Below are 22,292 nucleotides of genomic sequence, written 5' to 3'. Positions count from 1 at the left end.
ATTACAAAAACTGGGATGCGAACTAAGGCAAAATGCCTAAGCGTCGCGGGATGGAGCAGCCCGGTAGCTCGTCAGGCTCATAACCTGAAGGTCGTCAGTTCAAATCTGACTCCCGCAACCATCGTCACAGAACAAGCCACCTTCGGGTGGCTTTCTGCGTTTCTAGGGTTCCCCAAAGCGAGAAGGCCCGCCAACTCTCCAACCAGCTCAATAGCTAATGCCTCCCCGTCTGGGGTGAGAGTTATGCTGGTGAGCAGGCTAAGGATGATCTCGCCAGCTTCTGTCCTTGTACTAGGCTCATTTAGGGCGTTTGTGAGGTTGGCCACCTTGCTGCGATACATATCAGCGAGGCCTGGGTGGAGCAGAACGGGCGGATTGCTGTCCGTCTCTGCTAGCTTAGCCTCTAAGCGGGCCTTCTGGGCTTCCAATTCATCCATCTTGGCTTTCAAGCTTGGGTGAAACATCCCCTCTGTAATGGCTTCAATGATTGAATCGATCTGTTTGGCTGTTTTTGCCAAGTCGCGTTCTGCTTTGGCGTGGTCTTGTCCGATTGTTGCAGCAAGACGGTTGTATTCTTCTTGATAGGACCGCGCAAACTCAGCAATCAGATCAGGATGCAGAAGGTGGTCTTTGAGGCCTGACAGAACACGGCCCTCTAAATCCGCCTGTAGGATGGACAGACGATTATTGCAGGTGCCTTTGTTGCGAGCATTGGCGCAGCCAAAGTAGGTCTTCCCAACAATGGTGAAGCCGCCTCCACAAGTTCCGCAGGTCAACGCACCTGAAAACAGATGTTTTGGGCGCTTTGCGCGTTCGGCGCGAATAACGCCATCGCTGATGACCTCACTACGGGTAGCTTTTTGGCGGGATTTGACACGGTTCCAAAGGTCGTCGAGAATAAGGCGGAGATCAGGAACCTCTTCAATGATCCAGTCTTCCGGTGGGTTCATGCGGGCCTGTCGTTTGCCGGAATTTGGATCCTTGATGAAACGCTGACGGTTCCAAATAAGACGGCCTTGGTAGAGTTCATTGTTTAGAATACCAGTTCCCCGCCGCCAGTTGCCATAGATGGTGGACATGCCCCAACCTGTGCCGCGTGGTCCATCGATGTCGTCGTCGTTGAGGCGACCACAGATAGCGCGTGGGCTATAACCGGAAGCGAACTCTTCAAAGATGCGTTGTACGATGGCAGCCTGTTCTTGATTGATGACCCGTTCGCCAGTTGTGAACGTACCATCAGCGCGTAACTCTCGCACAACGTCATAGCCATAAGTGATGCCGCCAGCAGACTTGCCTTTGCGCACTCGGCCCTCCATCCCACGGTGTGTCTTCTGTGCGAGGTCTTTGAGGAACAAGCTGCTCATCGTGCCTTTAAGGCCGATATGAAGTTCAGAAATCTCCCCTTCGGCGACGGTGACGATGGGAATTCCTTGAAACTGCATCTGTTTAAAGAAGGAGGCGATGTGCTCTTGGTCGCGGCTCAGGCGGTCGAGCCCTTCCGCGACGACCACGTCAAACTTGCCGTCACGAGCATCCAGCAACAGTTGTTGGTAGGCAGGGCGCAAGTGTGTCGCTCCACTGATGCCACGGTCGGCATAGGCAAAGGCGGTGTTGGTCCTCAATCAAGGCGTCGCTTTGGTGGTCAGTGGAGTAGCGCGTGTAAATGGCTGCGCATGGGACAGGTCTTTAGGTTGAATTTGGCCCTGCCTATTATAGGCACGTATCCGGGCATGTCTTCAACTTTCGATTGCACCTGGGTGCAATCGAAACGCTCTATTTATCTATGAACCCCCTAGTGCCTAGAAGCACGTTTGCTATTGCGAATACCGCTTACAATGGCCTGAAAGTCGTTGCTTGCACTGATACCCGTCGCGCGGTTGTAGTGCTTCTCTGACATATCGCGCGTTGCATGGCCGAGGATGTCTTTCGAATCTTCCGCTCGGCAACACAAGCGGAACCCGTCACGCGTTGTTTGGATGTGATCCCCGACTTGCATTAAAAGCAGGGATCGACGGCGGAAGGGGTGCGCGATGAGAAAGCCTATCATCTAACCTTGGCGAAAATGCGAAGCCGCTCTTCGCGCTGAACTTGGTGGGTTGGCTTCTACGCCTGCCATGCGCTTGAGGCTCCAGTCAAATAGTTCCCTAGTAGCAGTGGGATGTGGTGCCGGAAGGGACTGAGCGTTTGCTTTTGCCAAGAGGCGATTCGAAACCATTGAGAGCAAGGTTTGAGGCCACGATGTCAAGACTTAGTATCAAGTTCGCGAAAGATTTTGGTTTTAGACGCGTGTCGCATTCTGCGATGTACGCCCGAATATTATGCTCACAAACGTGCGGATACCAGAGTGTCGGGGTCATAGCGCAACAAAAACGAGAGCCACTGCCCATATTCGCTCGCTGCGCAAATACAGTATGTGACTAGAAAACTAGTCCGTGATGCAGAACAGAGTAGGCAATCCCCTGAAACGGTGTTGATGGCACAGCCTTGCGTTCGTTGCATAGCAGCATTGATGGCGATCCGCATTGTGCAATGGCAGCATCGCCCCCATATCCAATCATGTTAGCGCAATCCGGCGCAGCAGAAAATTCAAGTGAGGCAAGCCAATGGCATTTGCAACAAACATCCGCGCCACAGAAGCTGGCATTCTAGATCGTATCATCGCAGCCTACAAAGGGCTCGTTGAGCGCAATGAACAGTACAAAGTGTACTGCGCAACTTACAATGAGTTGAACGCTCTTTCCGGTCGTGAGCTTGCCGATATTGGCATGAACCGCTCGATGATTAACGATATCGCGATTGAAGCGGCCTATAAATAAGAATTCTTAATCGGACCTTCTTCTCCCTAGGTCTGAGGAAAGAGCAGTGACATTTACCCCCTCCTAGAGGTCGCCGCACCTATCCGGAGCAACACTCAAAAACGAACCGCTGATGACCCTCTCCTCCCTGGGTCGGATGCAATAGACCTTAAGCACTTATCCTCCTCCCAAGTGCAAGAGGTCGCATTTCCGGGGCGAAAGCCTCAACTATTCCGAAGGATATCGATCCTCCCTGATATCCAACGTGAACTGCGCCGACCCACTCTCCTCCTCCCAGAGGCTAGGCGAGGCGCAAAAGCAAAACGGCGATGCTCACCTCCTCCCGAGCATCGCCGTTTTTTATGCCTAGAAGTTGTCTACGTCCCGAACTTAGGCTACTCGTTTACCAATTGTACCCTTTAAAGTCTCTCGCACCCGCTGGAATGTTCGGGTACTTTTTCACGCTCTCTTCGTATTTCCCTACCGCTGAAAGCCGGCAGGTTTATGGGAAGCTGGGCGCGCGCGTATAAGGAGGCTCCTGTCTAGCAATTAGTCTAGACTGCGATGAAAGCAGTTTGGTCATATAATCTCAAAGCCAAACTGTGATCGGCTTCTAAACAATTGATGTGGGAAACGCTTCTGCGCTTCCGATTTTGGAGCGCGGTGTTCTGAATGGAAGGTATCAAAACAAGCGTGATTTTTTAGCCCGAACCGTGAATTCGAATCCTAGGTCTTCCGTTGGCAGAGATATTGATTTGAAATGTTAACACAGACAGGGACATCTCGTGCCACCGAAATCCTAACCGCTCCGCGACTGCGTCCATGGTTCCGCGCCCTTAACGTCGACATAGGTGCTATAGACAGATGTGGAGGCTGTGATGAACAGCCGCTGCCCGTCCGGTCCACCGAAGCACAAGTTGGCCACAGTTTCCGGAACAAGTATCTTGCCCAAAAGCGAGCCGTTGGGCGCAAAACAATGTACCCCGTCTCCCGCCGATGACCACAGATTTCCAGCTGTGTCCACACGCATCCCATCTGGCAAGCCGCAATCCAGCGTGGCGAATACCCCTTTGTCGATGAGGCGTGTGCCATCGACGTCGAATTGTCGGATGACGGGCGGTACGCTGTCATCATGGCTCGACCCGCTTTCCGCGATATAGAGCCGTGTCTCGTCGGGCGAAAACACTAATCCGTTGGGCTGGACGAAATCCGAGACGACAGGGACTAGATCACCAGTTGCGGGTTCGAGACGGAAGACGTGGCTAGCCTCCTGTTCGCGGTCGCCACGATATCCTTCGAAGTTGGAAATGATGCCGTAAGTCGGGTCGGTAAACCAAATCGCACCATCCGAAGAAACCACGACGTCATTGGGAGAATTGAGCCGTTTTCCCGCGTAATGTGATGCGAGCACTGTCAACGATCCATTGAGTTCTGTGCGCACGACATCGCGCGTTCCGTGGCGGCATCCGATGAGGCGGCCCGTTTGATCACGGGTGTTTCCGTTGTTAAATTGTGTACCCGTACGATAAGTTGACAGACCCTCATTCTCGCTCCATCGCATTACCCGCTGCGAAGGGATGTCGGAAAACAGTAGGCAATCGTGGTCACCGAACCAGACAGGACCCTCGGTCCACGTGAAACCGCTAGCGATCTGGTTGAGTTGGGCCATCGGATGCACAAGTTGCAGAAAGCGATCGTCAAGGGCGAGGAGGAAGGGAGGGAGGGTTATCATGCGCGTATCCTTCTCGTGCTTGCGGCGATCACAATCCCGATGATGATTAGCCCCGTGACCATCATTCTAACACCCGCACCCAGCCCGTAGGAGTTGAGCATCGAGACGACGAGGAACATAAACAATGAGGCACCCCAGACGCCCGGCACATTGGACATGCCGCCCGCGATTGAAGTGCCGCCGATGACCACAACGGCGATAGAGGTGAGCAGATATTCCTGCCCCATGTTCAGTGCCGCGCCGCCCGAGAAGCTGGCGAGCAGATACCCCGCTAATGAGGCGAAGACGGCGGCGCTAATGTAAGTCGTCGCGCGGACCAGCTCGACGGGAATACCCGCCAAACGTGCGGCGCGCAGGTTTTGACCCGAGGCCAGAAGCCATCGCCCGAAAACACTTCGTTCCAGTACAATCCATACGAGGATCGCCAGCCCTAACCCGACGAGCGCCACGTTCGGAATACCAACTGTGCGCCCTGTGGCAAAGTCGGCAAGCTCGGTAGGCGGTTTAATTCTTAGGCCACGGTTCGACCAGATTGCTATGGATTGATAGACCAGAGATGCGGCGAGCGTGGCGATGATCGGCGGTAAGCGGAGCAGGTATATCAATGCGAAATTCGCGCTTCCCGTACCAAGGCCCACGCCAAGTGCCACGAGGAGACCAAGTGGCGCTGTGCCCGCTTCTGTGCCCATGGTTTTGAGCGCGAGCGTACCTGCCAACGTCATCGTCGCGGGGATGGATAGGTCCACGTTGCCAGGGCCAAGTGTGATGACCAGCATCTGCCCCAAGCCCACTATGGCGGCAAACGCGCCAAACGACAGGGCAGCATAGGCCAACTCACCCGCGCCTCGTCCTTGAGTGAGCGCCATGATCATCATGAACGCCGCAGCAGCAGCCACCCATGACCAGATCCACGTCCGCGATGCGAGGAATTTAAATATAGGCATCACGACACTCCCCGGTCACTACGGGTGAAGATAAGGCGTGCTGTCAGCACTAGAATAAGGATCGCGCCTTGGGCGCCGATCTGCCAGTCAGGACTGAGCCGCATGAAAGAGAGGAACGACGAGGCCAGCGCCAGCGTCAGCGCGCCGATGACCGCGCCGAAAGCACTCACGCGCCCCCCCACGAACTCGCCACCTCCTAGGATCACACCCGCAATCGACAGGAGTGTATAGCGCAGCGCGATGTTGGCATCCGCTGAAGTTGCCAACCCGACGAGTGCGACACCGGCAAGTACGCCGAATAGTCCCGCAAGCGCGTAGGCCAGCGCCTTGAGCCGGATCAGCGACCACCCAGCACGTTCAACGGAAGCGGCATTGCCGCCGACCCCGCGCAGAACCGTCCCGATGCCCGAGCGCATGATCAGAAAATGCGACGCGGTGGCGATCAAGATCGCGGCCACAACGGCCATTGGTACAAGTGGGGGTTTCACGGTCATCAGGCTACGTACCCAAGCTGGGGCGGATCCACCGGGTGACGGGAGAATCATCACGGCGAGTCCACCCCAGACGAACGACATTCCGAGCGTGACCACAATTGCGGGCAGTTCGAAACGATGGATCAGCGCGCCCATGCCCGCATATGCAGCAACCAAGAGTGCGAGGATTAAGCCGCCTAACATCGGGTTTTCGTTAAGAAAAGTTGCGGTTACGCAGGCCGCGAGACTCACGAACGCGCCGAGCGACAGGTCGATGTCATTGACCATGATGATCATCATCTGGGCCACCGTCGCCAAGGCAATTGGTATAGCAAGATTGAACAGCAAGTTGATCCCGAAATAACTCATTGCACGGGGCTGCATATAGAAAGTCGCGACCAGAAGGATGGCGAGAGAAAACACGGGAAGGAGGATGCGGTGGCGGCTAAAAAGCGCGATCATGCGGAGACCTCCTGCATCTCGAAAGAGGCTTTGAGAATGTTTTCCTCAGTTATTTCCCCGACTGTGAGTTCCGCTGAAATCTTTCCATTGCGGAAGACGAACACGCGGTCGCATTGGCAGACCTCTTCGATCTCAGTTGAATACCAGAGGAACGTACGGCCTGCTGCGGCCTCGGTTCTAATCATGTCATAAACGTCCTGTTTCGTGCCCACATCGACGCCGCGCATCGGGTCGTCCATCACCACAATCGGCGCGGTCGAGGCCAGCGCGCGAGCGAAGAGCACTTTTTGTTGGTTGCCGCCCGAGAGCGATAGAATTCGGTTAGAGAGGTCGTCGGTGCGGATGCCGATGCGCTTCTTCCAATGGGAGGCGATGCGGGTTTCTTCCGTGCGATCCACAAAGCCGCGTTTGGAGACCTGTGACTGGATCGAGATCGTGGCGTTTCGCAGGATGCTCCAGAGCGGTAGGATGCCGTCCCGCCCGCGATCTCCTGCAACGAAAACGATGTCCGAGGCTTTGCCTGTGCGCCAGCTTGAGGTTCGCTCGAAATAGGCGCGGGCGAGGGCTTCGGCCTGACCGTGGCCCGCCAGCCCTGCTAGGCCCACGATCTCTCCGCGTTTTGCGTTAAGACCCGATTCCGTTTGTAAAACGACTTCGCCGAAAGTGCGTGCTACCGTAGGGTTTGCGGCGACGGTCTCCTCGGCGGCAACATGGCCCATCGCGTCGACAAGCCCCTCGCGGGTGAATTCCTCGGTGGGTCGTGCGGCGACGATCTTACCGTCTTTCATGACGATAATTAAAGTCGCCACATTGAAAACCTCCCCCAGCATATGCGAGATGAAAATCACCGCTCCGCCCGCTTCGCAAAAACTGTGTATATGAGACAGGAGCTGGTTGGCGATGCCTGCGTCGAGCGAGGACGTCGGCTCATCGAGAATAATAAGGCGCGTGTCACCACCGCGCGGGGCGAAACCGATGGCAATTTCAACCATCTGGCGCTCTGCAATCGTCAAACGGTCCACCGTAGTGTCCGCGTCAATTCTGTGGCCAGGAAAAACTTGATCAAGGCTCTTAGTAATTTCGGCGCGCGCTTTCGCCCGCCACCCGAACGCCTTCAGATCGCTGTGCGAAATTCGTAGGTTCTCGGCAACTGTCAGGTTGGGACAGAGCGACAACTCCTGAAACACCGAGCGCACACCCGCCGGCAAGGCGCGAGTCTCGCCAGAGGCGGGAAAAGATATATTTCCCCCAGTCGGCGCAAGGCCCCCGTTTATAAGATTGACCAGAGTGGATTTGCCCGCTCCGTTATGGCCGACCAATCCGATACATTCGCCTGGGGTTATGGATAGGCTCACACCGTCAAGCGCCCTGACCGGACCGAAATGTTTTTCGGCATCGGTCAAGGCAACTATTGGCGTGCCATCACGTTTGGCACTTGTCATGTGGATTACATGGCTCCCGAGATCACGCCCTTGGCGTCTTCGAGTGAGTAATCCGTGGTCGCAACCGAACCTTCGGTCGTGGTTGCCAGAGCTTCGTCGAGCGTATCTTGGGTCACTTTCAAGAACGGCACGCTTAGGTCCTTGGGCACTTCAGCGCCGTCGAGGATTTGTTGTGCGACCCAGAAAGCCAGTGAAGCAACCCCAGGCGCAATCGAGAGCGACATTGTCTCGTAACCGTTAGCGTCACGTTGCTCGGCCCACCATGCCATTTCGTCCTGACGGTTGCCCAGAACAATCAGCGGCGTATCGCGACCGGCAGCCTTGAACGCTTGAGCCGCACCGTAGCCGTCACCGCCTTGTGTTACGACGCCGACCACTTCGGGCAGCGAAGGCAGGATGCCCGCAACAGCCTTTTGCGCCACGTCTTGTGCCCAGTCTCCATGCACAGAGCCGACGATTTCGAATTGTGGATTTTCCTCGACGCCCTTATGGATACCAGCGGAAATTTCGTCATCCACGAAGACGCCCGCAAGGCCGCGGATTTCGAGAAGTTTTCCGCCTTCGGGGAGGCGTTGCGAAAGGTATTCAACCTGAAGTTTGCCCATGCCCTCGAAGTCGACGGCGATGCGCCATGCGCAAGGCTCGGTGACAATGCCGTCAAAGGAGACAACAGTCACGCCTGCATCACAGGCTTCCTTGATCGCACCGTTGAGCGCAGTGGGCGATGCCGAATTGACGACGATGGCGTCGTAGCCCTGCAAGATCATGTTTTGGATTTGAGCGGCTTGTTCAGTCGCTTGGTTCTCTGATGTGGTGAAGGAATCGGCGGCGGCAACAGCGCCCTCTTCGACAGCCTTATTTCCGACTTCTTCCCATGACTGGAGCATGGCCTGACGCCACGAATTGCCAGCATAGTTATTGGACAGAGCAATACGCGCGTCCGATGTCTCTGCTTGAACGGTTGTCGCGGCCAAAGCAAATGCGGTCGCACTGAGCAGCAGTGATTTCATGGTATTTCCTCCCGTTGGTGCGCCCTCATCCTCGAGGCGCGTTTTGGTGCTGCCGCGAATGGGCGGCAAAACCTTGACAAGGGTCCGCTTCTATCGGTCGCTTGTAAAGCATGCTCTACGCAAATATGTTGCGGGTTCCCGCACGCGCTATGCGCGGATCACCGTTTGCCTGTGGCCCTGCGCGAGGTACAGTAACCATCAAGGCACTCGGGGAGGGTGCCAAGGAGATGAACATGGCAAGGCTTGCACTCACATCGGAGTCAGATGCGCACCAGCGCGATATTTTCTTGCGGATATCCGCACATCTCGCGCATGAGACAGGCATTCAATCAGCGCTTTATGCAGTTGCACGCGAGGTGGCCGAGGTTCTACCTCACACGCATTTCGACATCTGCCTTCTCGATGGCCCGGGGTGGTGTGTCTCTTATGAGGTCGGGATCACGACCCGCTGGTCGCGCCGCCGCACGCGGATTGAAGTGGCCCCTGTCCGCGATCTTCTCACGGGCAAGATCCCGCATATGATTTGTACCAACGCGATGGAGGACCCTCGCCAGACCTTTGTGGGTGGACGCAGCGAGCCGATCTTCAACCACGGCCTGCGCTCGCGGGTCCATGTCGGTATGCGCGTCATGGGGCAGCTCATCGGCACGCTCAACATCTCGCATAGCGACGCTGGGTTGTTCGATGATGAGTCCCTGCGTTTGACCGAGCATTTAGGCGATCTCCTCGCGCCTTATTTCCATGCGTTGCGCCTAATCGAAAAAGCGCAGCGAGATGCTTTCGAGCGCGCCGAGGTCAAATCCCGCGAAGAAGTTCTGCGCCAAGGTGCGTCCCGCCTGACTCAAGCCTTCGAGCAGGAGCGCCAGCGCATCGGGATGGATCTCCACGATCAGACACTCGCGGACCTCACCCACTTGCTTCGCACAGTGAAGGACGACCGGTCGTCGCTCGACCGCTCGGCTCTGGCGTATAGCCTCACGGCCTGTATCGGCGAGTTGCGCGCAATCATAGAAGAGGCCGTGCCGTCGCAACTCGAATTGTTTGGGTTCAGCCACGCCATTTCCGAGAACCTCGAGAAGGGCGCCCGCGCCACAGACCTCACCGTGTCCGTCACTGACGTGACAGACGGGGCTATTGATGACCTTGACCCGATGGTGCGCACGGCCGTATTTCGCATAACACAGGAGGCGACAAACAATGCCATGCGCCACGCCGCCGCGACCCATGTTAGCGTAACAATTGACCGCGGGCGAAGCGGAGGTCTATGCGTGCGGGTGCGCGACAACGGGCAGGGCATCTCACTCAACCCCACGCAGCGCAAGTCGGGTATCTTGCATATGGAAACCCGCGCCCGCCTGATCCTTGCGCGGCTGGAGATCGAGGACGTCGGCGGCACTTGTGTCACGCTCTCCCTTCCTAAGGATTCGAAAGGTGCGCGGCCATGAAACTTCTCGTTGTCGAGGACGACCAGTTCCACGCACACTTTATGCTCGATGCTGTGGCAGAGGCTCTGCCAGAAGTAACCGAGATCATCCATATGTCGGATGGACGCGCGGGCGAAGAGGAAGCATGTTCGGGGAAATACCGCGCCGTGGTGCTCGACCTTCAAATGCCGTCGCGCAACGGTATCGAAGCTGCGCGCTCAATCTGGGCGTGTCAGCCGAGCACCCGGATTCTGTTCTGGACCAATTACGCTGACGAGGCCTATCTGCGTGGTATTTCTAAGATCGTGCCTGAGGACAGCGCTTACGGATATCTCCTGAAGACCGCATCGACTGCGCGGCTTCGGCTGGCGTTGCGCGCGGTGTTGATTGAGGGGCAAATCATGGTTGACCGCGAGGTGCATCGCTTCCAACAACGTTCCTCTACCCCGCGCGATACGCTCACGGATAGTGAGTTTAATGTGCTCCTTGATTTGGCGCTGGGCATCACGGACAAAGGTATCGCCGAGCGTCGCGCCATGTCTTTGAGATCTGTTCAAAATAGGTTGGTCTCGCTCTATCAAAAGCTAGGCGTCGAAGATGACGAAACGGGTGCCATCAACAAGCGCACGCGTGCCATTAATCGCGCCCTGATCACTCGGACGTTGAATGTTGAAACGCTGGTATCGGCGGCTAACGATATGGAAACTTGGTATCGAGCCCGTTCGCCAGAAGCTGGTTGATAAACTCAGGGGGGCACTGTCAAAAGGAGCTAACTTGAACAGGGTAGGGCGGTTTCGTAGCGTTTGCGGATGACAAAACCTTCGCCAATTCGCTACTTCAAGACGTGTCCTGAAATCATCCGCCTAGAAGTGACGCTCTACGTTCGATTTCCACGTTCGCTTCGAAATGTGGACGATACTTTTGCATGAACGAGGCATCGATATCAGCCATGAAATCGTCCGTTTCTGGTGGAACCGATTTGGCCCAATGTTTGCGTCGGAAATTCGTCAGCGGCGTGTCTGACAATTGCGCTCTTATTTGAATTGGCAATGGCATCTGAACGAAGTCTTCATAAAGGTTAACGGCGTGAGGCATTATTTGTGGCGCGCGGTTGATCATGAAGGCGAGGTTCTGGAAAGCTATGTTACGAAACGCCGCGGTTGGGTTGCGGCGTTTAAATTTGTAAAGAAAGCGATGAAGCGGTATGGTCAGCCAGATGTAGACGTCACTGATAAGTTACGTTCTTATGGCGCTGCGTTTTACAGCGTCCAGTACAATATGAGGCTTATAAGTCGTGATATGACGACGGACAGTTTGGGATCAGCAAGCGCGGTGATCGGTACTTGCGTACACTTTTGATCCACGGAGCCCGAGCTGTTCTTGGCAAAGCTGGCGGAAAACAGGATGCGAGAAGCGTCTGGATCAACCGGATGCGTGAGCGGCGACACCCAAATGTAGTTGCAGTGGCCCTTGCCAACAAAAATGCCCGAATTGTGTGGTCTATCTTGTCCAAGAACGAGGACTACCGCGGACCCGAAACGCCACAAGCCGCCTGAGAAAAGCTCAGAGCAAAACGAATAAAGGAGGACACTCCCGACATAATTGCAGCAACTTGGCAAGGGATGGTGAGACGACACGTTCCGAAGCTTCTTAAACCTGATGTGTGGACCGGCAAGGCGAAAGCCGATGCCTTGGAGCCAATGAGGAAGACGCGAGCGGAAATCCATCGGGGCTCGCGGCGACGATACTTCGGGCCGCATTCAGAAGCCGGATATACGTCAGCAACCGTGAAACCAATCCAGCTCTAACTAAGGCGTTGCAAAAACGCGGGGTCCATATACGTCCACACATGACACCACCGTGGCGTGTGTAGGATATATTGCTCATTCAACCACAACTATCCGTCGCAAAGCTGATCGTCGAGTTAATGTGTCAATGCCATCGCCGCACAACATCTTGCGGCAAAATCGACGAGTTCATGCCATGGAAATTGCAGAAACAAACAGACAGGCAAGCAGATACCGTTTAGACTTAAAATCTTAAACCATCTTTTATTTGAAAAGGAACCATCAAAAATGTGGCAAAAACTTCATTTAAACTACTCGTCTTGGCGACCCGCGCAGGGAGCAGCAGTACTAGCTTGCGCAGTATCGCTTGCTTCTGCTGCTTGGGCACAGGACGAAAAACCAAATATCCTTGTGATCTGGGGTGACGACATCGGTCAGTCCAACATTTCCGCCTATACCAAGGGATTGATGGGGTATCGGACCCCGAACATCGACCGCGTTGCAAACGAGGGTATGATCTTTACCGATTACTACGCTGAGCAGTCCTGCACCGCCGGGCGTTCGTCCTTTATCATGGGCCAATCTGTTTTCCGTACGGGCCTGTCCAAAGTTGGTATGCCCGGTGCGGAACAAGGCATGCAGATCGAGGATCCGACGATTGCTGGTTTGCTTAAGGCGCAAGGATATGCGACCGGCCAATTTGGCAAAAACCACTTGGGCGATCAAGACGATATGCTGCCAACCAACCATGGTTTCGACCAATTCTTTGGCAATCTCTATCACTTGAATGCCGAAGAAGAACCGGAGCTGGAAGACTACCCAGATGATCCTGCGTTCAGAGAAGCCTATGGCCCACGGGGAGTTGTCAAGTCATCCGCCGATGGCACAATCGAAGATACAGGACCGCTGACTAAAAAGCGCATGGAAACTGTGGATGATGAAACCGTAGCTGCAGCGCTCGATTTCATCAAGCGCCAGGAAGAAGCCGACGTGCCATGGTTCGTGTGGTGGTCCGGAACGCGAATGCACTTCCGCACGCACGTTAAAGACGAGTTGCGCGGCGTGTCCGGGCAGGATGAGTATGCCGACGGCATGGTCGAACACGACATGCATATCGGTCAGTTCCTCGATCTTCTCGATGAACTTGGCATCGCGGAAGAGACCTTTGTGTTTTATTCAACCGACAATGGCCCGCATTTGAACAGCTGGCCTGATGCGGGCATGACGCCGTTCCGTGGCGAAAAGAACACCAACTGGGAAGGCGGGTGGCGTGTGCCTGCGATGGTCCGTTGGCCCAACAAGATTGAGCCGGGTTCTGTCTCCAACGCAATCATGCACCACATGGACTGGTTGCCGACCTTCGTTGCGATGGCCGGCGAACCAGAAATCAAGGAAAAGCTGTTGGAAGGCGTGACAGTTGCCGAAGTTGGCGGCGGTCGTGACTACAAGGTTCATTTGGACGGCTATAACACTCTGCCTTATCTGCTAGGCGAGGAAGAGGATACGCCTCGCAAAGAGGTGTTCTACTTCTCTGATGATGGTGACCTGACGGCGTTGCGCGTGAACGACTGGAAAGCGATCTTCCTTGAGCACCGCTATCCTCAGACCCTACAAGCTTGGGCCGAGCCATGGACCGAACTGCGCATTCCCTTGTTGTTCAACCTGCGTCGCGATCCGTACGAGCGCGCCAATGTGACGTCGAATACCTATTGGGATTGGTATCTGGACCATGTGTTCCTGCTGCTTCCCGCAGCAGAGTATGTGGGTCAGTTCCTCGCCACGTTCGAAGAATACCCGCCACGTCAGAAACCGGGTAGCTTCACCATCGGCGATGCAAAGGACAAGATCTTCTCCCAGATGGGATCCAAGTAAGAGATTTTGCAAACAACCGAGGCCGCCCTTAACCGGGGCGGCCTTTTTGAATTGAGTATGGCAAGAAAAAGTCGGTGAGGCACTGTCAGAAGAAATTCGCTTGAGGCGGGCAGGGCCAGCAACTAGCGTTTGGCCATGAGAAAACGCTCCCCTTTTCGCTATTTCAAAACGAGCCCTGAAATCATCCGTCTAGCGGTGATGCTTTACGTTCTGTTTCCGCTTTCGCTTAGGAATGTGAAGGATCTTCTGCATGAACGAGGCATCGATGTCAGCCACGAATCAGTCCGTTTCTGGTGGAACAGATTTGGGCCGATGTTTGCAGCTGAGATCCGTAGAAAGCGGGTCAGTCGGATGCGATGTTACTCGAATTGGCAATGGCACCTGGACGAGGTTTTTGTGAAGATAAACGGCGAATTGCACTATCTATGGCGTGCTGTGGATCACGAGGGTGAGGTACATTTAACCAACAGGCCATGATCCCACGGAGCTTTGACCACGCCCCCATTCAACCGCCAATTTCACTCCATTGGCATCGATTTCAACTGCCTTGGCTGCCTTGAGTAAAAATGATCCAAATCCTGAACAACGTCGGATTCCATAAAATGGCAGCCTTTCCCTAGTTGAAGGCTTTTTCGGGATTCTTCAAAAGTTCTCATGAACTCCTTTGCTCTAGCACGCCAACTACCAGTCCCTGTGTTTATGTACGGAAAGGCTATTTCAAAAAAATCTCGGCACTGGTCTTCGATGGAATAGATGTTCAACCGTTGATCTGCGGATCCGCATGGCGTCAGGTTTTTCTTCCAGCCTGCGCTCGATGTCATCCAGAACATCCTCTTGATCCCAACGTCGGATGCGGCGCAACTTCTCGGTCGTGCAGCGCGACTTGAGATGGCAATTTGAACAGGCCGACAGATGCCTGTCAATCGCAGAGTAAAAAGGGCTCAAGTCGCGGCGGAACATTACTCCACTAAGCTATTGTTTACACTGCGCTTTGGTGCGCATGCCCCCAAATAGCTAACGCGTGCCAAAGTGCATGTTGGCCCAAGGGGCCGACATTGACACGCAACGCAGCGAACGGCGTCTCTGAGCCGATTCTGTGGAAAAACTCCGTGTTGCTGCCGTTGGGGAGCAGTGCAATTGTTGGGCCAACTCTACACAGAACTGGAGGGGAGTGGGTCTCCGGTCAACATCAACCGTCGTAGTAATTTTTACCATAGTTTGCGTATGCACTGTGTACTCCACCATAGCCATATCGCTTCATACCTCCTGGGGCTATCTGATTGAGAACTAGTCCAGTTACGCGTGCATTAACGGACTCAAACGAGCGCAAGCCCTCAACGACTTGTGATTTCGAAGTAGAATCCCATTTGACCGCATATAAAATGGCGTCCACAGACTGGGCGATAACCCTTGCGTCCGGAACAACTAGAACAGGAGGCGAATCAATAATAATAATGTCATAGGCTTGACGAGCTTGCGCGAGAAATTTGGCAAAGCTATCTGAGGTAAAAATGTCAGCAGCGCTTGCAGATCCTTTTTCACCTACAAGTATATCAGCACCAAGCTGTTTATGGTGAGCCACTACGTCCGATAGCTTAGCTTCCCCAGAAATGACGGAAATGATACCACGCTCTTCACTAATATCGAAATATTGGTCGAATACACGGCGCCGCATATCGCCCTCGATTAGAAGAACTTTTTTACCAAGCCCAGAGAAATTTTGCACCAACGCAATAGATTGAGTGGTTTTCCCTTCGCCAGGGATGGACGAGGTTGAAAGAATAATTTGAGGAGGTTTATCAATGTTCGACAAGAGGACCGACGTGCGCAAATTTCTCACTGCCTCCGCCGAGGCGGATGCTGGTTTTGTAACCAAATACTCCAATACACCCTTTCGCTTCCGCGCCGGAATGATGGGAATTTGACCCATCACAGTATAGCCCGTGTAAGCTTCGAGTTCTTCGGCAGAACGGAATTTATTTTGCCGCATTTCGCGCAGTAAAACTAGAGCTGCACCCAAAAAGACCCCAAGAATTCCAGACAGCGCCAAAATGCGAGATTTATTAGGTGCGGATGGGCTCGTAGGTACGACTGCCCGCGACAGTACCCTGCTATCTGCCTGTTGAATACCTTGCTGAACGGAAGTTTCTTTCAGCCGGCCCAGAAAATAGTCGTAAATCAACCGGCTAGCCTCAGCTTCGCGTAACAATTGCTGAAGAACAACTAAATCTTTAGATTGCTGCTCGACCTGTTTTTCCAACTCATCCATCGATTTTTGAAGTGCCATTTTTTGAGCCGTTGAACGTGTTTCCTCAACTTTCGCGCGGTCTATTTCTCGTTGAAATTGTTTGTCAAAAACATCAGAACTCATAGTTCCCTTTTCAACAAGATCAAAAGTGCGCTTCAGTGAACTATCACCAGCTATGTCGATCATTTTCGAGCGGTTGCCGGTTTCAAGCGCGGATTCTAGATCACGTAGCCGCATTGTCGCAATTTTACTGGTACTAGCCGCGCCTCCAAGACGTTCTCGAAGATCCTTCACCTGCCGATTGAGCCCTTCTAGAGAAGCTGGGCTCACCAGTGCGGTGCCTGAATTGAATGTTTTCACCGCAGATTCCGCAGTCTCCAATTCGACCTGAAGTTCAGAAACTCGTTCAGTTAGCCAAGTCGTTGCCTGTTCAGTAGCTTCAAATTTAACATCGAGCTGATTAAGGATATAAACTTCCGCAAGGGAATTAGCTATAAGTGCCGATTTTTTTTGGTCGGGCGTCGTAACCGTGATGCGATACACATAGGTGTCAGATACGTTTGACACCGAAATTGCTTCCAAAACATTGCTAATCACCGAATCCATGATCGTTTCAGCTGACGGTAGCAATCTTGGTGGAGCTTTGCCAAAGATGAGTTCTTTAACAGCAGCCTTAGCAGCCAGCTTAACGGCTCCGACACTATACTTGCTTGCTTTGGATGATGGTGTAGCCTCTGAACGTACTTGGCCATTAAAATTAGGGTCTTGAAGCAGATCCAGTCTCTCCACCAGTTTTTTAATAAGCTCCCGAGATTGGAGGACTTCAATCTCAGTGAAAATGCTCATATAATCGCCGGACATCCCAGACAAAACACCTTCAATGTTCGTAATTTGCTCGTCGCGCGTCTCCAGAACCACAAAAGAATTTGCTGTGTAGAGCGGTATGGAAACAACGTACGCCTTGTACCCTCCTATCAAGACTGCAAGCACCGTGGTTAAAGCAATCCACCATTTCCCACGCCATACGGTTCGAAATAATTTTCCAAGGTCGATTTCATCGTCGGTTGCAATAGACACAGTGGGCGACGAAGCGTTCATTTTTTTACTAGTCAAGGTTTTTTCTTTCGCGCTATTCAGACACATAAACTGGAAAAAATCGAAAATTGCGCGTCCAAATGTACATGTTCCAATTTCTTACTCTTTACATGAAAAGTAGCTTTCTCACAGCATTTCCCCAAAAGCAACTTAAAACCCATCGGAAACGGCCAACGCTGCCTGCGCGCTCCATTCAGTCAGCGTCTAGTTCTAGATTATTTGAAACGCTTTTCTTCAGTGCCAACCCTCACCTTGCAGCCACAAATTGAATATTGGGGTAATCCCCCCCATTTTAAGAGGGTCCAGCCGTGGAAATCACGTAGCTGTTTTCAGTTTCATTGCGGGTGTTATGCTGCCGATGCCCAGTTGGGGCGCTCGCTGTTGTAAGATGGGGTGAACTTCGTCCCTGTTCCCGGACATTGGGGTACTTTACCCCCAGTCCGGGAACAGGGCACCAAATGGGACAACATCGAAGAACGTACACTGACGATTTCAAGGCAGGCGCGGTTGATCGGCTTTATGAGCCAGGAGCGACACAGGGCAGCGTAGCCAAAGAGCTTGGCATAACAGGCACGCAGCTAAAAACGTGGCGGCTTGAGATAGAAGCGTTTGGGTCAACTGAAGCGAAGCGTCGTCAAAAGTCAGATGCGGCAGAATTGGATCGTTTGCGCAAAGAGAATAAGCGTCTGGCCCAGGAAGTGGAGATTTTGCACAAAGCATCCGCTTTTTTCGCGACGCGGGCGGTGAAACCATGACGAACAAGCGCGCTTTCGTCACCGCCCATAAAACCAAATATGCGGTTTTCATTCTCTGCAGGTTATTGAAAATGTCCAGGGGTTGGTTCTACGGCTTTGTTGCAGGCCAACCGGATAGGGATCAGCGATTCTTTGAGCGTAAGGCTCGGGATGAAGAACTGCTTCTAAAGATTAAGGTGTTCTTCAAAGCCAGTAACAAATGCTAAGGGTCCAAGCGGATCCACCAGGATTTGTTGGCGGGGAATGAGGCCGTCTCTGAGCGTCGCGGGGCCCGAATAATGAAGGAAAACAAGGTGTCACCACGCCTGAAGAAGCGGAAAAAGAGTTAACCGCGAATTTTGGTGATGGCAGGATTTTCAGGTGGCGTATCATGGATGTGATTGATGCATCCAATATTTCCAGGAAAGGAAAGATACGCCATGACAGAGACTACAGTTACACCCCTCATGCAGCCAGGGGAATTTTCAGATCAGCTGACGTCGGTTCTGCGCAGCGGCGCTCAAGCGCTGTTGAGCCAGGCCATTGAGGCTGAGGTTGCCAACTTTATGGCCAGTCATGCGCAAGAACAGCTTGAGGATGGGCGGGCCCGGCTTGTGCGTCACGGGCATTTGCCTGAGCGGGAAATTCAGACCGGGATTGGGGCGGTCAAAATCAGGCAGCCTCGTGTCCGGGATCGCGCAGGCAAGGAGCGGGATCGGCTTTTGTTTCTGCCCACAGTCGCCCCCAAATACATGCGCCGCAGCAAAAGCCTGGATGCGCTTATTCCCTGGCTTTATTTGAAGGGCGTGTCCTCGGGCGATTTCCAGACGGCTCTCAGTGCCTTACTGGGGGCCGATGCGCCCAATCTGTCCGGCGATACGGTCCTGCGGTTGCGCAAGGTCTGGCAGGCGGAACTCAGCGCCTTTGAAAAGCGGGACTTATCGGCGCGAAACTATGTTTATATCTGGGCAGACGGGGTCTATTTTCAGGCCCCAATGGAGCAGGAAAGCCAATGTATGCTGGTCATTATAGGGGCGACGCCTGAGGGCAAGAAGGAACTTGTCGGCTTTACTGATGGTTACCGCGAAAGCACGCAGAGTTGGCGCGAACTGCTCCTTGATCTAAAGGCCCGCGGCCTGAAGGCCCCGCCTAAACTCGCGGCAGGTGACGGCGCTTTGGGATTTTGGGCGGCTTTGCGAGAGGTCTTTCCCCTGACAAAAGAACAACGCTGCTGGGTCCACAAGACAGCCAATGTGCTCAACAAAATGCCCAAAGCCCTGCAAGCAAAAGCCAAGGCTGATTTACATGAAATCTGGAACGCGGGCACCAAAGTTGATGCTGGGAAAGCCTTTGATCTCTTCTGCGCAAAATACCAGGCCAAATACGACAAAGCTGTTGCCTGTTTGGAAAAAGACCGGGATGTGCTCCTGACATTTTACGACTTTCCGGCCGAACACTGGAAACACATCCGCACTACAAACCCCATAGAAAGTACCTTTGCAACCGTCCGTCACAGAACCAAGAGAACCAAGGGATGTCTAAAACGGAACACCGCAATGGTGATGGTCATTAAGCTCATAAAAGAGGCTGAGAAACGGTGGCTGAAACTGAGAGGCAAAAATCAGTTGCCAAAAGTCATCCAAGGCATCACATTCACGGACGGGTTAGAGGTAATCAAAACCCAAACCAAAAGCGCCGCCTGACGACCTCCGTCACCAACTTTTGCGGTTAACTCGCGGAAAAAGCCAGTAACAACTGACAGCAATCACAAGATGAGCCCGTCTCCAAATCTATTGGAGCAAAAATTCCACTGCTCCACACGCAACACCGTTTGGCTGGCAGACATTACCTATATTGATACGGATGAAGGCTGGCTTTACCTCGCTGGCATCAAGGACATGGCCACACGGGAGATCGTAGGATGGGCGATGGAGGATCACATGCGTGCTGAGCTGTGCTGCGAAGCTCTCAAAATGGCACTGGGCCGCAGGGGCCCTGTTCCTGGGTTAATCCATCATTCCGACAGGGGAAGCCAATACGCTGGCACAAAATACCGCAAACTGATCGAAAAAGCGGGGCTTACTCAATCCATGAGCCGCAAGGGCGAGTGCTTGGACAATGCGCCGATGGAAAGCTTCTTTGCTTCACTGAAAAAGGAGTTGGTCTACCGCCAGAGGTTCAGAACCCACGCGCAGGCCAAGGCCGCGATCTTTGAATATATTGAGGTCTTCTACAACCGCCAGCGCCGTCATTCCGGCATCCAATACAAAACACCGCAACAGGCCTTTGAAGATATTACTTGGAAAATGGCCGCATAGGAACAATAACTAAACTGTCCGGAAAACGGGACGAAGTTCAGCCTGTGGATCATCAGTACGCCTGACCGTTAAAGATCAAAAGACGTTAATTGACAACCCCCGCAACAGATGATGCCACCAAATTAGGTGAAAGTTGGGTTAGCACGCGATTCCATGATGTGACAGGTTGCGCTGCAATGAAAATAACATCGTTCGGCCGCAATTCGATTCGGGTTGCCAGCAGGAAGTTCGCGGCGTTACGCGCATCCAAGTGCCAAGCGGTCACGCCGGAGAATTCGACGGGGTTCGGTGAGCCTCGCAGGATATATATCTGTGTGGGGTCGCCTGTTCGTGCATCGAAACCACCTTCACTATACAGAGCGTCTGCAAGTGTTGATTTGCGTTCAAATGCAAGCGGGAAACGGGCCTGTTTCTTAACTTCACCTGTTATATAGGCGTAATCCCGATCCACGGCGTCAAAAGACAATCTGTCTTGAAAATTGTCGCGCCGCTCTGAAAGTTCGTTGCGACGAAGCGCGACTTCGGCGTTGAGCTCGCCAAGAGCTTGATTTCGAGAGGACTGACGATACTGAGCCAATTGAATTTGCTCAGAAAAATAGGCCTGCGCTTTGTCAAGCTCAAAGTCAGAATCTACAAACAAGCTATCACCGTCAAGAAGCTGGATGTCTTGTAAGTCGCGCCGCGAATAAAGCTCTTTGACTGGGATTTGGTATAATGTGCCATCGCGGAACAAGCGAATGGCGGCATAGTCCAAATCAGAGAGGGAAACTCCTCCAGCCGCAGAAAGAGCGTCATTTAGCTTTAGGCGGGATAGGCTGATTGGTACAACCGTTGGGTTGTTTACAGCCCCGCCGATGGATACCTTTTGTGAATTGAAGCCAGAAACTTCGAGGCTAAATCCGGGGTTTATTTGAGCTTCAACCAGCTTGTTAAAAATTTCGTTTTCGGCCTCTTCAAGGGTAAGGCCTGCGAGTTGAACGCGCCCGACATCGGGGATCGAAATAGCTCCATCGTCCTGAACCTTATATCCTTGCCGACTGTTTTGAGCTGCCAGTAGCCCGGAGAGCTCTTCGATAGAAGAGCCAGCTTGCGGTGTCGCGAGAAGTAGTTCGTCCTCGATGCCGATTTTGTATGGCTCGTGGGGAACATTTGGTGGAATTCGCGTTTCTAAAGCTGCGGGGCGATCCTGTTGTTGAAACACCGGCTCTGGAACTGCGCCGGCACCGCGCAGTCCACTTCCGCCGCCGGCTGATTGAAAAAACTCAGATGGGAGAGATTTGGGCGTATAGGAAGAGCGATTTGCAACTAAAACAGTTTCCGGAGTGACCGGAATAAGGCGCACTTTTGCACCGCTTGCAGCCTGCCCCTCGGAAACCGTAGGAGCATAATAAACCGCTCCACAGGCGCTAAGCCCTATCAATACGACTAAATATAGTGCCTTCATCGGTTTCACCCGCCTTAATAATTTTTTCGGTAATACTACGGGATTTTGAAATAATTCCCCAGACTAATCCTCTCCAAACGCAAAAAAAAGCGGACCTGTTGCAGGGCCGCTTTTTGTGGGCTGAAGGTCAGCTGAATTAAACTGAAATCAGGTTCCGTTCGTGCCGCCCGAGTTGGCGAGCAAACCAATAGCAGCTGCGGCACCTAGAACCGCAATGCCCACTATAGCATTATCGGACAACCCTGGAGCGGCATTTACCTCATTGAACGGCGGCACTGCCCCACATTCATCACCGTTACCGTTTACATTTTCTTCACAATCATCGTTTGCAGGGGTGACGAGATCTTGAGCGAAAACTGGAGCGGCCATGCCCAAGCTCAATGCAGCGATAGCTGTCAAAGATAGAATTTTATTCATAGAGTCTCTCCAATAAGTTTTCGCACAATCATATTCCAAATTAGGCGAACAATAATCATGTTTTGACAGGTTTTGCAAGCCACATAACCTGTTCC

The 22,292-nt window shown here is 53.3% G+C and carries 17 protein-coding genes, 1 tRNA gene and 5 pseudogenes; 12 read left to right on the top strand and 11 right to left on the bottom strand.

Going from position 1 to position 22,292, the window contains the following annotated elements; all coding sequences use genetic code 11:
- Positions 1-44: 44 nt before the first annotated feature.
- A tRNA-Met gene (locus AB9F26_RS19730) sits at positions 45-121 on the top strand.
- Here AB9F26_RS19730 and AB9F26_RS19725 read toward each other — a convergent pair.
- Positions 78-1,541, bottom strand: coding sequence for a recombinase family protein (locus AB9F26_RS19725; protein ID WP_369768865.1), 1,464 nt, complete (start codon positions 1,539-1,541; stop codon positions 78-80). The genes AB9F26_RS19730 and AB9F26_RS19725 overlap by 44 nt on opposite strands.
- Between AB9F26_RS19725 and AB9F26_RS19720 the strand changes: the two genes are divergently transcribed.
- Both AB9F26_RS19720 and AB9F26_RS19715 read left to right on the top strand, forming a co-directional pair.
- On the top strand, positions 1,431-1,787 hold the full coding sequence (locus AB9F26_RS19720) for a hypothetical protein (protein WP_369768860.1): 357 nt from the start codon (positions 1,431-1,433) through the stop codon (positions 1,785-1,787). The genes AB9F26_RS19725 and AB9F26_RS19720 overlap by 111 nt on opposite strands.
- Positions 1,788-2,603: 816 nt before the next feature.
- Complete coding sequence (locus AB9F26_RS19715) at positions 2,604-2,816, top strand: DUF1127 domain-containing protein (RefSeq protein WP_369768859.1); 213 nt, start codon at positions 2,604-2,606, stop codon at positions 2,814-2,816.
- A 778-nt stretch (positions 2,817-3,594) separates the two neighbouring features.
- Here AB9F26_RS19715 and AB9F26_RS19710 read toward each other — a convergent pair.
- From AB9F26_RS19710 to AB9F26_RS19690, 5 genes are all read right to left on the bottom strand, one after another.
- Positions 3,595-4,527, bottom strand: coding sequence for an SMP-30/gluconolactonase/LRE family protein (locus AB9F26_RS19710; protein ID WP_369768858.1), 933 nt, complete (start codon positions 4,525-4,527; stop codon positions 3,595-3,597).
- Positions 4,524-5,471 carry an ABC transporter permease gene (locus tag AB9F26_RS19705; RefSeq protein ID WP_369768857.1) on the bottom strand — a complete coding sequence of 316 codons (948 nt, stop codon included), beginning with the start codon at positions 5,469-5,471 and terminating at the stop codon, positions 4,524-4,526. Before AB9F26_RS19705 ends, AB9F26_RS19710 begins: the two co-directional genes overlap by 4 nt.
- The gene (locus tag AB9F26_RS19700) at positions 5,471-6,328 is read right to left on the bottom strand and encodes an ABC transporter permease (RefSeq protein WP_369768856.1); all 858 of its coding nucleotides are present in this window, start codon (positions 6,326-6,328) and stop codon (positions 5,471-5,473) included. Before AB9F26_RS19700 ends, AB9F26_RS19705 begins: the two co-directional genes overlap by 1 nt.
- Before the next feature lie 74 nt (positions 6,329-6,402).
- Positions 6,403-7,848, bottom strand: coding sequence for a sugar ABC transporter ATP-binding protein (locus AB9F26_RS19695; protein WP_369768855.1), 1,446 nt, complete (start codon positions 7,846-7,848; stop codon positions 6,403-6,405).
- Positions 7,849-7,853: 5 nt separating this feature from the next.
- A complete protein-coding gene (locus AB9F26_RS19690; protein ID WP_369768854.1) occupies positions 7,854-8,858 on the bottom strand; it encodes an ABC transporter substrate-binding protein in 1,005 nt (334 codons plus the stop codon).
- A gap of 233 nt (positions 8,859-9,091) precedes the next feature.
- On the opposite strand from AB9F26_RS19690, the gene AB9F26_RS19685 reads away from it, so the two are divergent.
- The 6 genes and pseudogenes from AB9F26_RS19685 to AB9F26_RS19660 form a co-directional block, all read left to right on the top strand.
- Positions 9,092-10,303: a GAF domain-containing sensor histidine kinase gene (locus AB9F26_RS19685; protein WP_369768853.1), complete on the top strand. Its 1,212-nt coding sequence runs from the start codon at positions 9,092-9,094 to the stop codon at positions 10,301-10,303.
- A complete protein-coding gene (locus AB9F26_RS19680; protein ID WP_369768852.1) occupies positions 10,300-11,022 on the top strand; it encodes a response regulator in 723 nt (240 codons plus the stop codon). The genes AB9F26_RS19685 and AB9F26_RS19680 overlap by 4 nt, the downstream gene beginning before the upstream one ends.
- 69 nt (positions 11,023-11,091) lie before the next feature.
- Positions 11,092-11,539 (top strand): annotated as a pseudogene (locus AB9F26_RS19675) (IS6 family transposase); the annotation flags it as partial.
- A 62-nt stretch (positions 11,540-11,601) separates the two neighbouring features.
- Positions 11,602-11,838 (top strand): annotated as a pseudogene (locus AB9F26_RS19670) (IS110 family transposase); the annotation flags it as partial.
- A gap of 519 nt (positions 11,839-12,357) precedes the next feature.
- Positions 12,358-13,941: an arylsulfatase gene (locus tag AB9F26_RS19665; RefSeq protein WP_369757088.1), complete on the top strand. Its 1,584-nt coding sequence runs from the start codon at positions 12,358-12,360 to the stop codon at positions 13,939-13,941.
- 135 nt (positions 13,942-14,076) lie between these two features.
- Positions 14,077-14,397, top strand: a pseudogene (locus tag AB9F26_RS19660) (transposase); the annotation flags it as partial.
- Between the two features lie 62 nt (positions 14,398-14,459).
- On the opposite strand, the gene AB9F26_RS19655 reads toward AB9F26_RS19660, so the two are convergent.
- From AB9F26_RS19655 to AB9F26_RS19645, 3 genes and pseudogenes are all read right to left on the bottom strand, one after another.
- Positions 14,460-14,762 (bottom strand): hypothetical protein, encoded by a 303-nt coding sequence (locus tag AB9F26_RS19655; protein WP_369768866.1) that lies wholly within the window; start codon positions 14,760-14,762, stop codon positions 14,460-14,462.
- Positions 14,689-14,850: pseudogene (locus AB9F26_RS19650) on the bottom strand (IS5/IS1182 family transposase); the annotation flags it as partial. The gene AB9F26_RS19655 and the pseudogene AB9F26_RS19650, both read right to left, overlap by 74 nt.
- Before the next feature lie 280 nt (positions 14,851-15,130).
- Complete coding sequence (locus tag AB9F26_RS19645) at positions 15,131-17,302, bottom strand: GumC family protein (protein ID WP_369768851.1); 2,172 nt, start codon at positions 17,300-17,302, stop codon at positions 15,131-15,133.
- A 440-nt stretch (positions 17,303-17,742) separates the two neighbouring features.
- Here AB9F26_RS19645 and AB9F26_RS19640 point away from each other — a divergent pair, with 440 nt between their 5' ends.
- The 3 genes and pseudogenes from AB9F26_RS19640 to AB9F26_RS19630 form a co-directional block, all read left to right on the top strand.
- The gene (locus tag AB9F26_RS19640) at positions 17,743-18,039 is read left to right on the top strand and encodes a transposase (protein ID WP_369768850.1); all 297 of its coding nucleotides are present in this window, start codon (positions 17,743-17,745) and stop codon (positions 18,037-18,039) included.
- Positions 18,040-18,458: 419 nt separating this feature from the next.
- Positions 18,459-19,721, top strand: a complete 1,263-nt coding sequence (locus AB9F26_RS19635; protein WP_369768849.1) for an IS256 family transposase — start codon at positions 18,459-18,461, stop codon at positions 19,719-19,721.
- Positions 19,722-19,763: 42 nt separating this feature from the next.
- Positions 19,764-20,336: pseudogene (locus AB9F26_RS19630) on the top strand (IS3 family transposase); the annotation flags it as partial.
- 85 nt (positions 20,337-20,421) lie between these two features.
- Here AB9F26_RS19630 and AB9F26_RS19625 read toward each other — a convergent pair.
- Both AB9F26_RS19625 and AB9F26_RS19620 read right to left on the bottom strand, forming a co-directional pair.
- The gene (locus AB9F26_RS19625) at positions 20,422-21,780 is read right to left on the bottom strand and encodes a polysaccharide biosynthesis/export family protein (protein ID WP_369768848.1); all 1,359 of its coding nucleotides are present in this window, start codon (positions 21,778-21,780) and stop codon (positions 20,422-20,424) included.
- 147 nt (positions 21,781-21,927) lie between these two features.
- A complete protein-coding gene (locus AB9F26_RS19620; RefSeq protein WP_369768847.1) occupies positions 21,928-22,197 on the bottom strand; it encodes a hypothetical protein in 270 nt (89 codons plus the stop codon).
- Positions 22,198-22,292 lie beyond the last annotated feature (95 nt).

Source organism: Falsihalocynthiibacter sp. BN13B15, assembly GCF_041205415.1.
GTDB classification, from domain to species: domain Bacteria; phylum Pseudomonadota; class Alphaproteobacteria; order Rhodobacterales; family Rhodobacteraceae; genus Falsihalocynthiibacter; species Falsihalocynthiibacter arcticus.
This window is presented reverse-complemented; position numbering and strand designations above follow the sequence as displayed.

Bases quoted from the DNA above. Each gene is read 5' to 3' on its own strand.
- AB9F26_RS19715 (WP_369768859.1), top strand. From the start codon at position 2,604: ATGGCATTTGCAACAAACATCCGCGCCACAGAAGCTGGCATTCTAGAT.
- AB9F26_RS19710 (WP_369768858.1), bottom strand. From the start codon at position 4,527: ATGATAACCCTCCCTCCCTTCCTCCTCGCCCTTGACGATCGCTTTCTG.
- AB9F26_RS19705 (WP_369768857.1), bottom strand. From the start codon at position 5,471: ATGCCTATATTTAAATTCCTCGCATCGCGGACGTGGATCTGGTCATGG.
- AB9F26_RS19700 (WP_369768856.1), bottom strand. From the start codon at position 6,328: ATGCAGCCCCGTGCAATGAGTTATTTCGGGATCAACTTGCTGTTCAAT.
- AB9F26_RS19695 (WP_369768855.1), bottom strand. From the start codon at position 7,848: ATGACAAGTGCCAAACGTGATGGCACGCCAATAGTTGCCTTGACCGAT.
- AB9F26_RS19690 (WP_369768854.1), bottom strand. From the start codon at position 8,858: ATGAAATCACTGCTGCTCAGTGCGACCGCATTTGCTTTGGCCGCGACA.
- AB9F26_RS19685 (WP_369768853.1), top strand. From the start codon at position 9,092: ATGGCAAGGCTTGCACTCACATCGGAGTCAGATGCGCACCAGCGCGAT.
- AB9F26_RS19680 (WP_369768852.1), top strand. From the start codon at position 10,300: ATGAAACTTCTCGTTGTCGAGGACGACCAGTTCCACGCACACTTTATG.
- AB9F26_RS19665 (WP_369757088.1), top strand. From the start codon at position 12,358: ATGTGGCAAAAACTTCATTTAAACTACTCGTCTTGGCGACCCGCGCAG.
- AB9F26_RS19655 (WP_369768866.1), bottom strand. From the start codon at position 14,762: ATGACATCGAGCGCAGGCTGGAAGAAAAACCTGACGCCATGCGGATCC.
- AB9F26_RS19640 (WP_369768850.1), top strand. From the start codon at position 17,743: ATGGGACAACATCGAAGAACGTACACTGACGATTTCAAGGCAGGCGCG.
- AB9F26_RS19635 (WP_369768849.1), top strand. From the start codon at position 18,459: ATGACAGAGACTACAGTTACACCCCTCATGCAGCCAGGGGAATTTTCA.
- AB9F26_RS19625 (WP_369768848.1), bottom strand. From the start codon at position 21,780: ATGAAGGCACTATATTTAGTCGTATTGATAGGGCTTAGCGCCTGTGGA.
- AB9F26_RS19620 (WP_369768847.1), bottom strand. From the start codon at position 22,197: ATGAATAAAATTCTATCTTTGACAGCTATCGCTGCATTGAGCTTGGGC.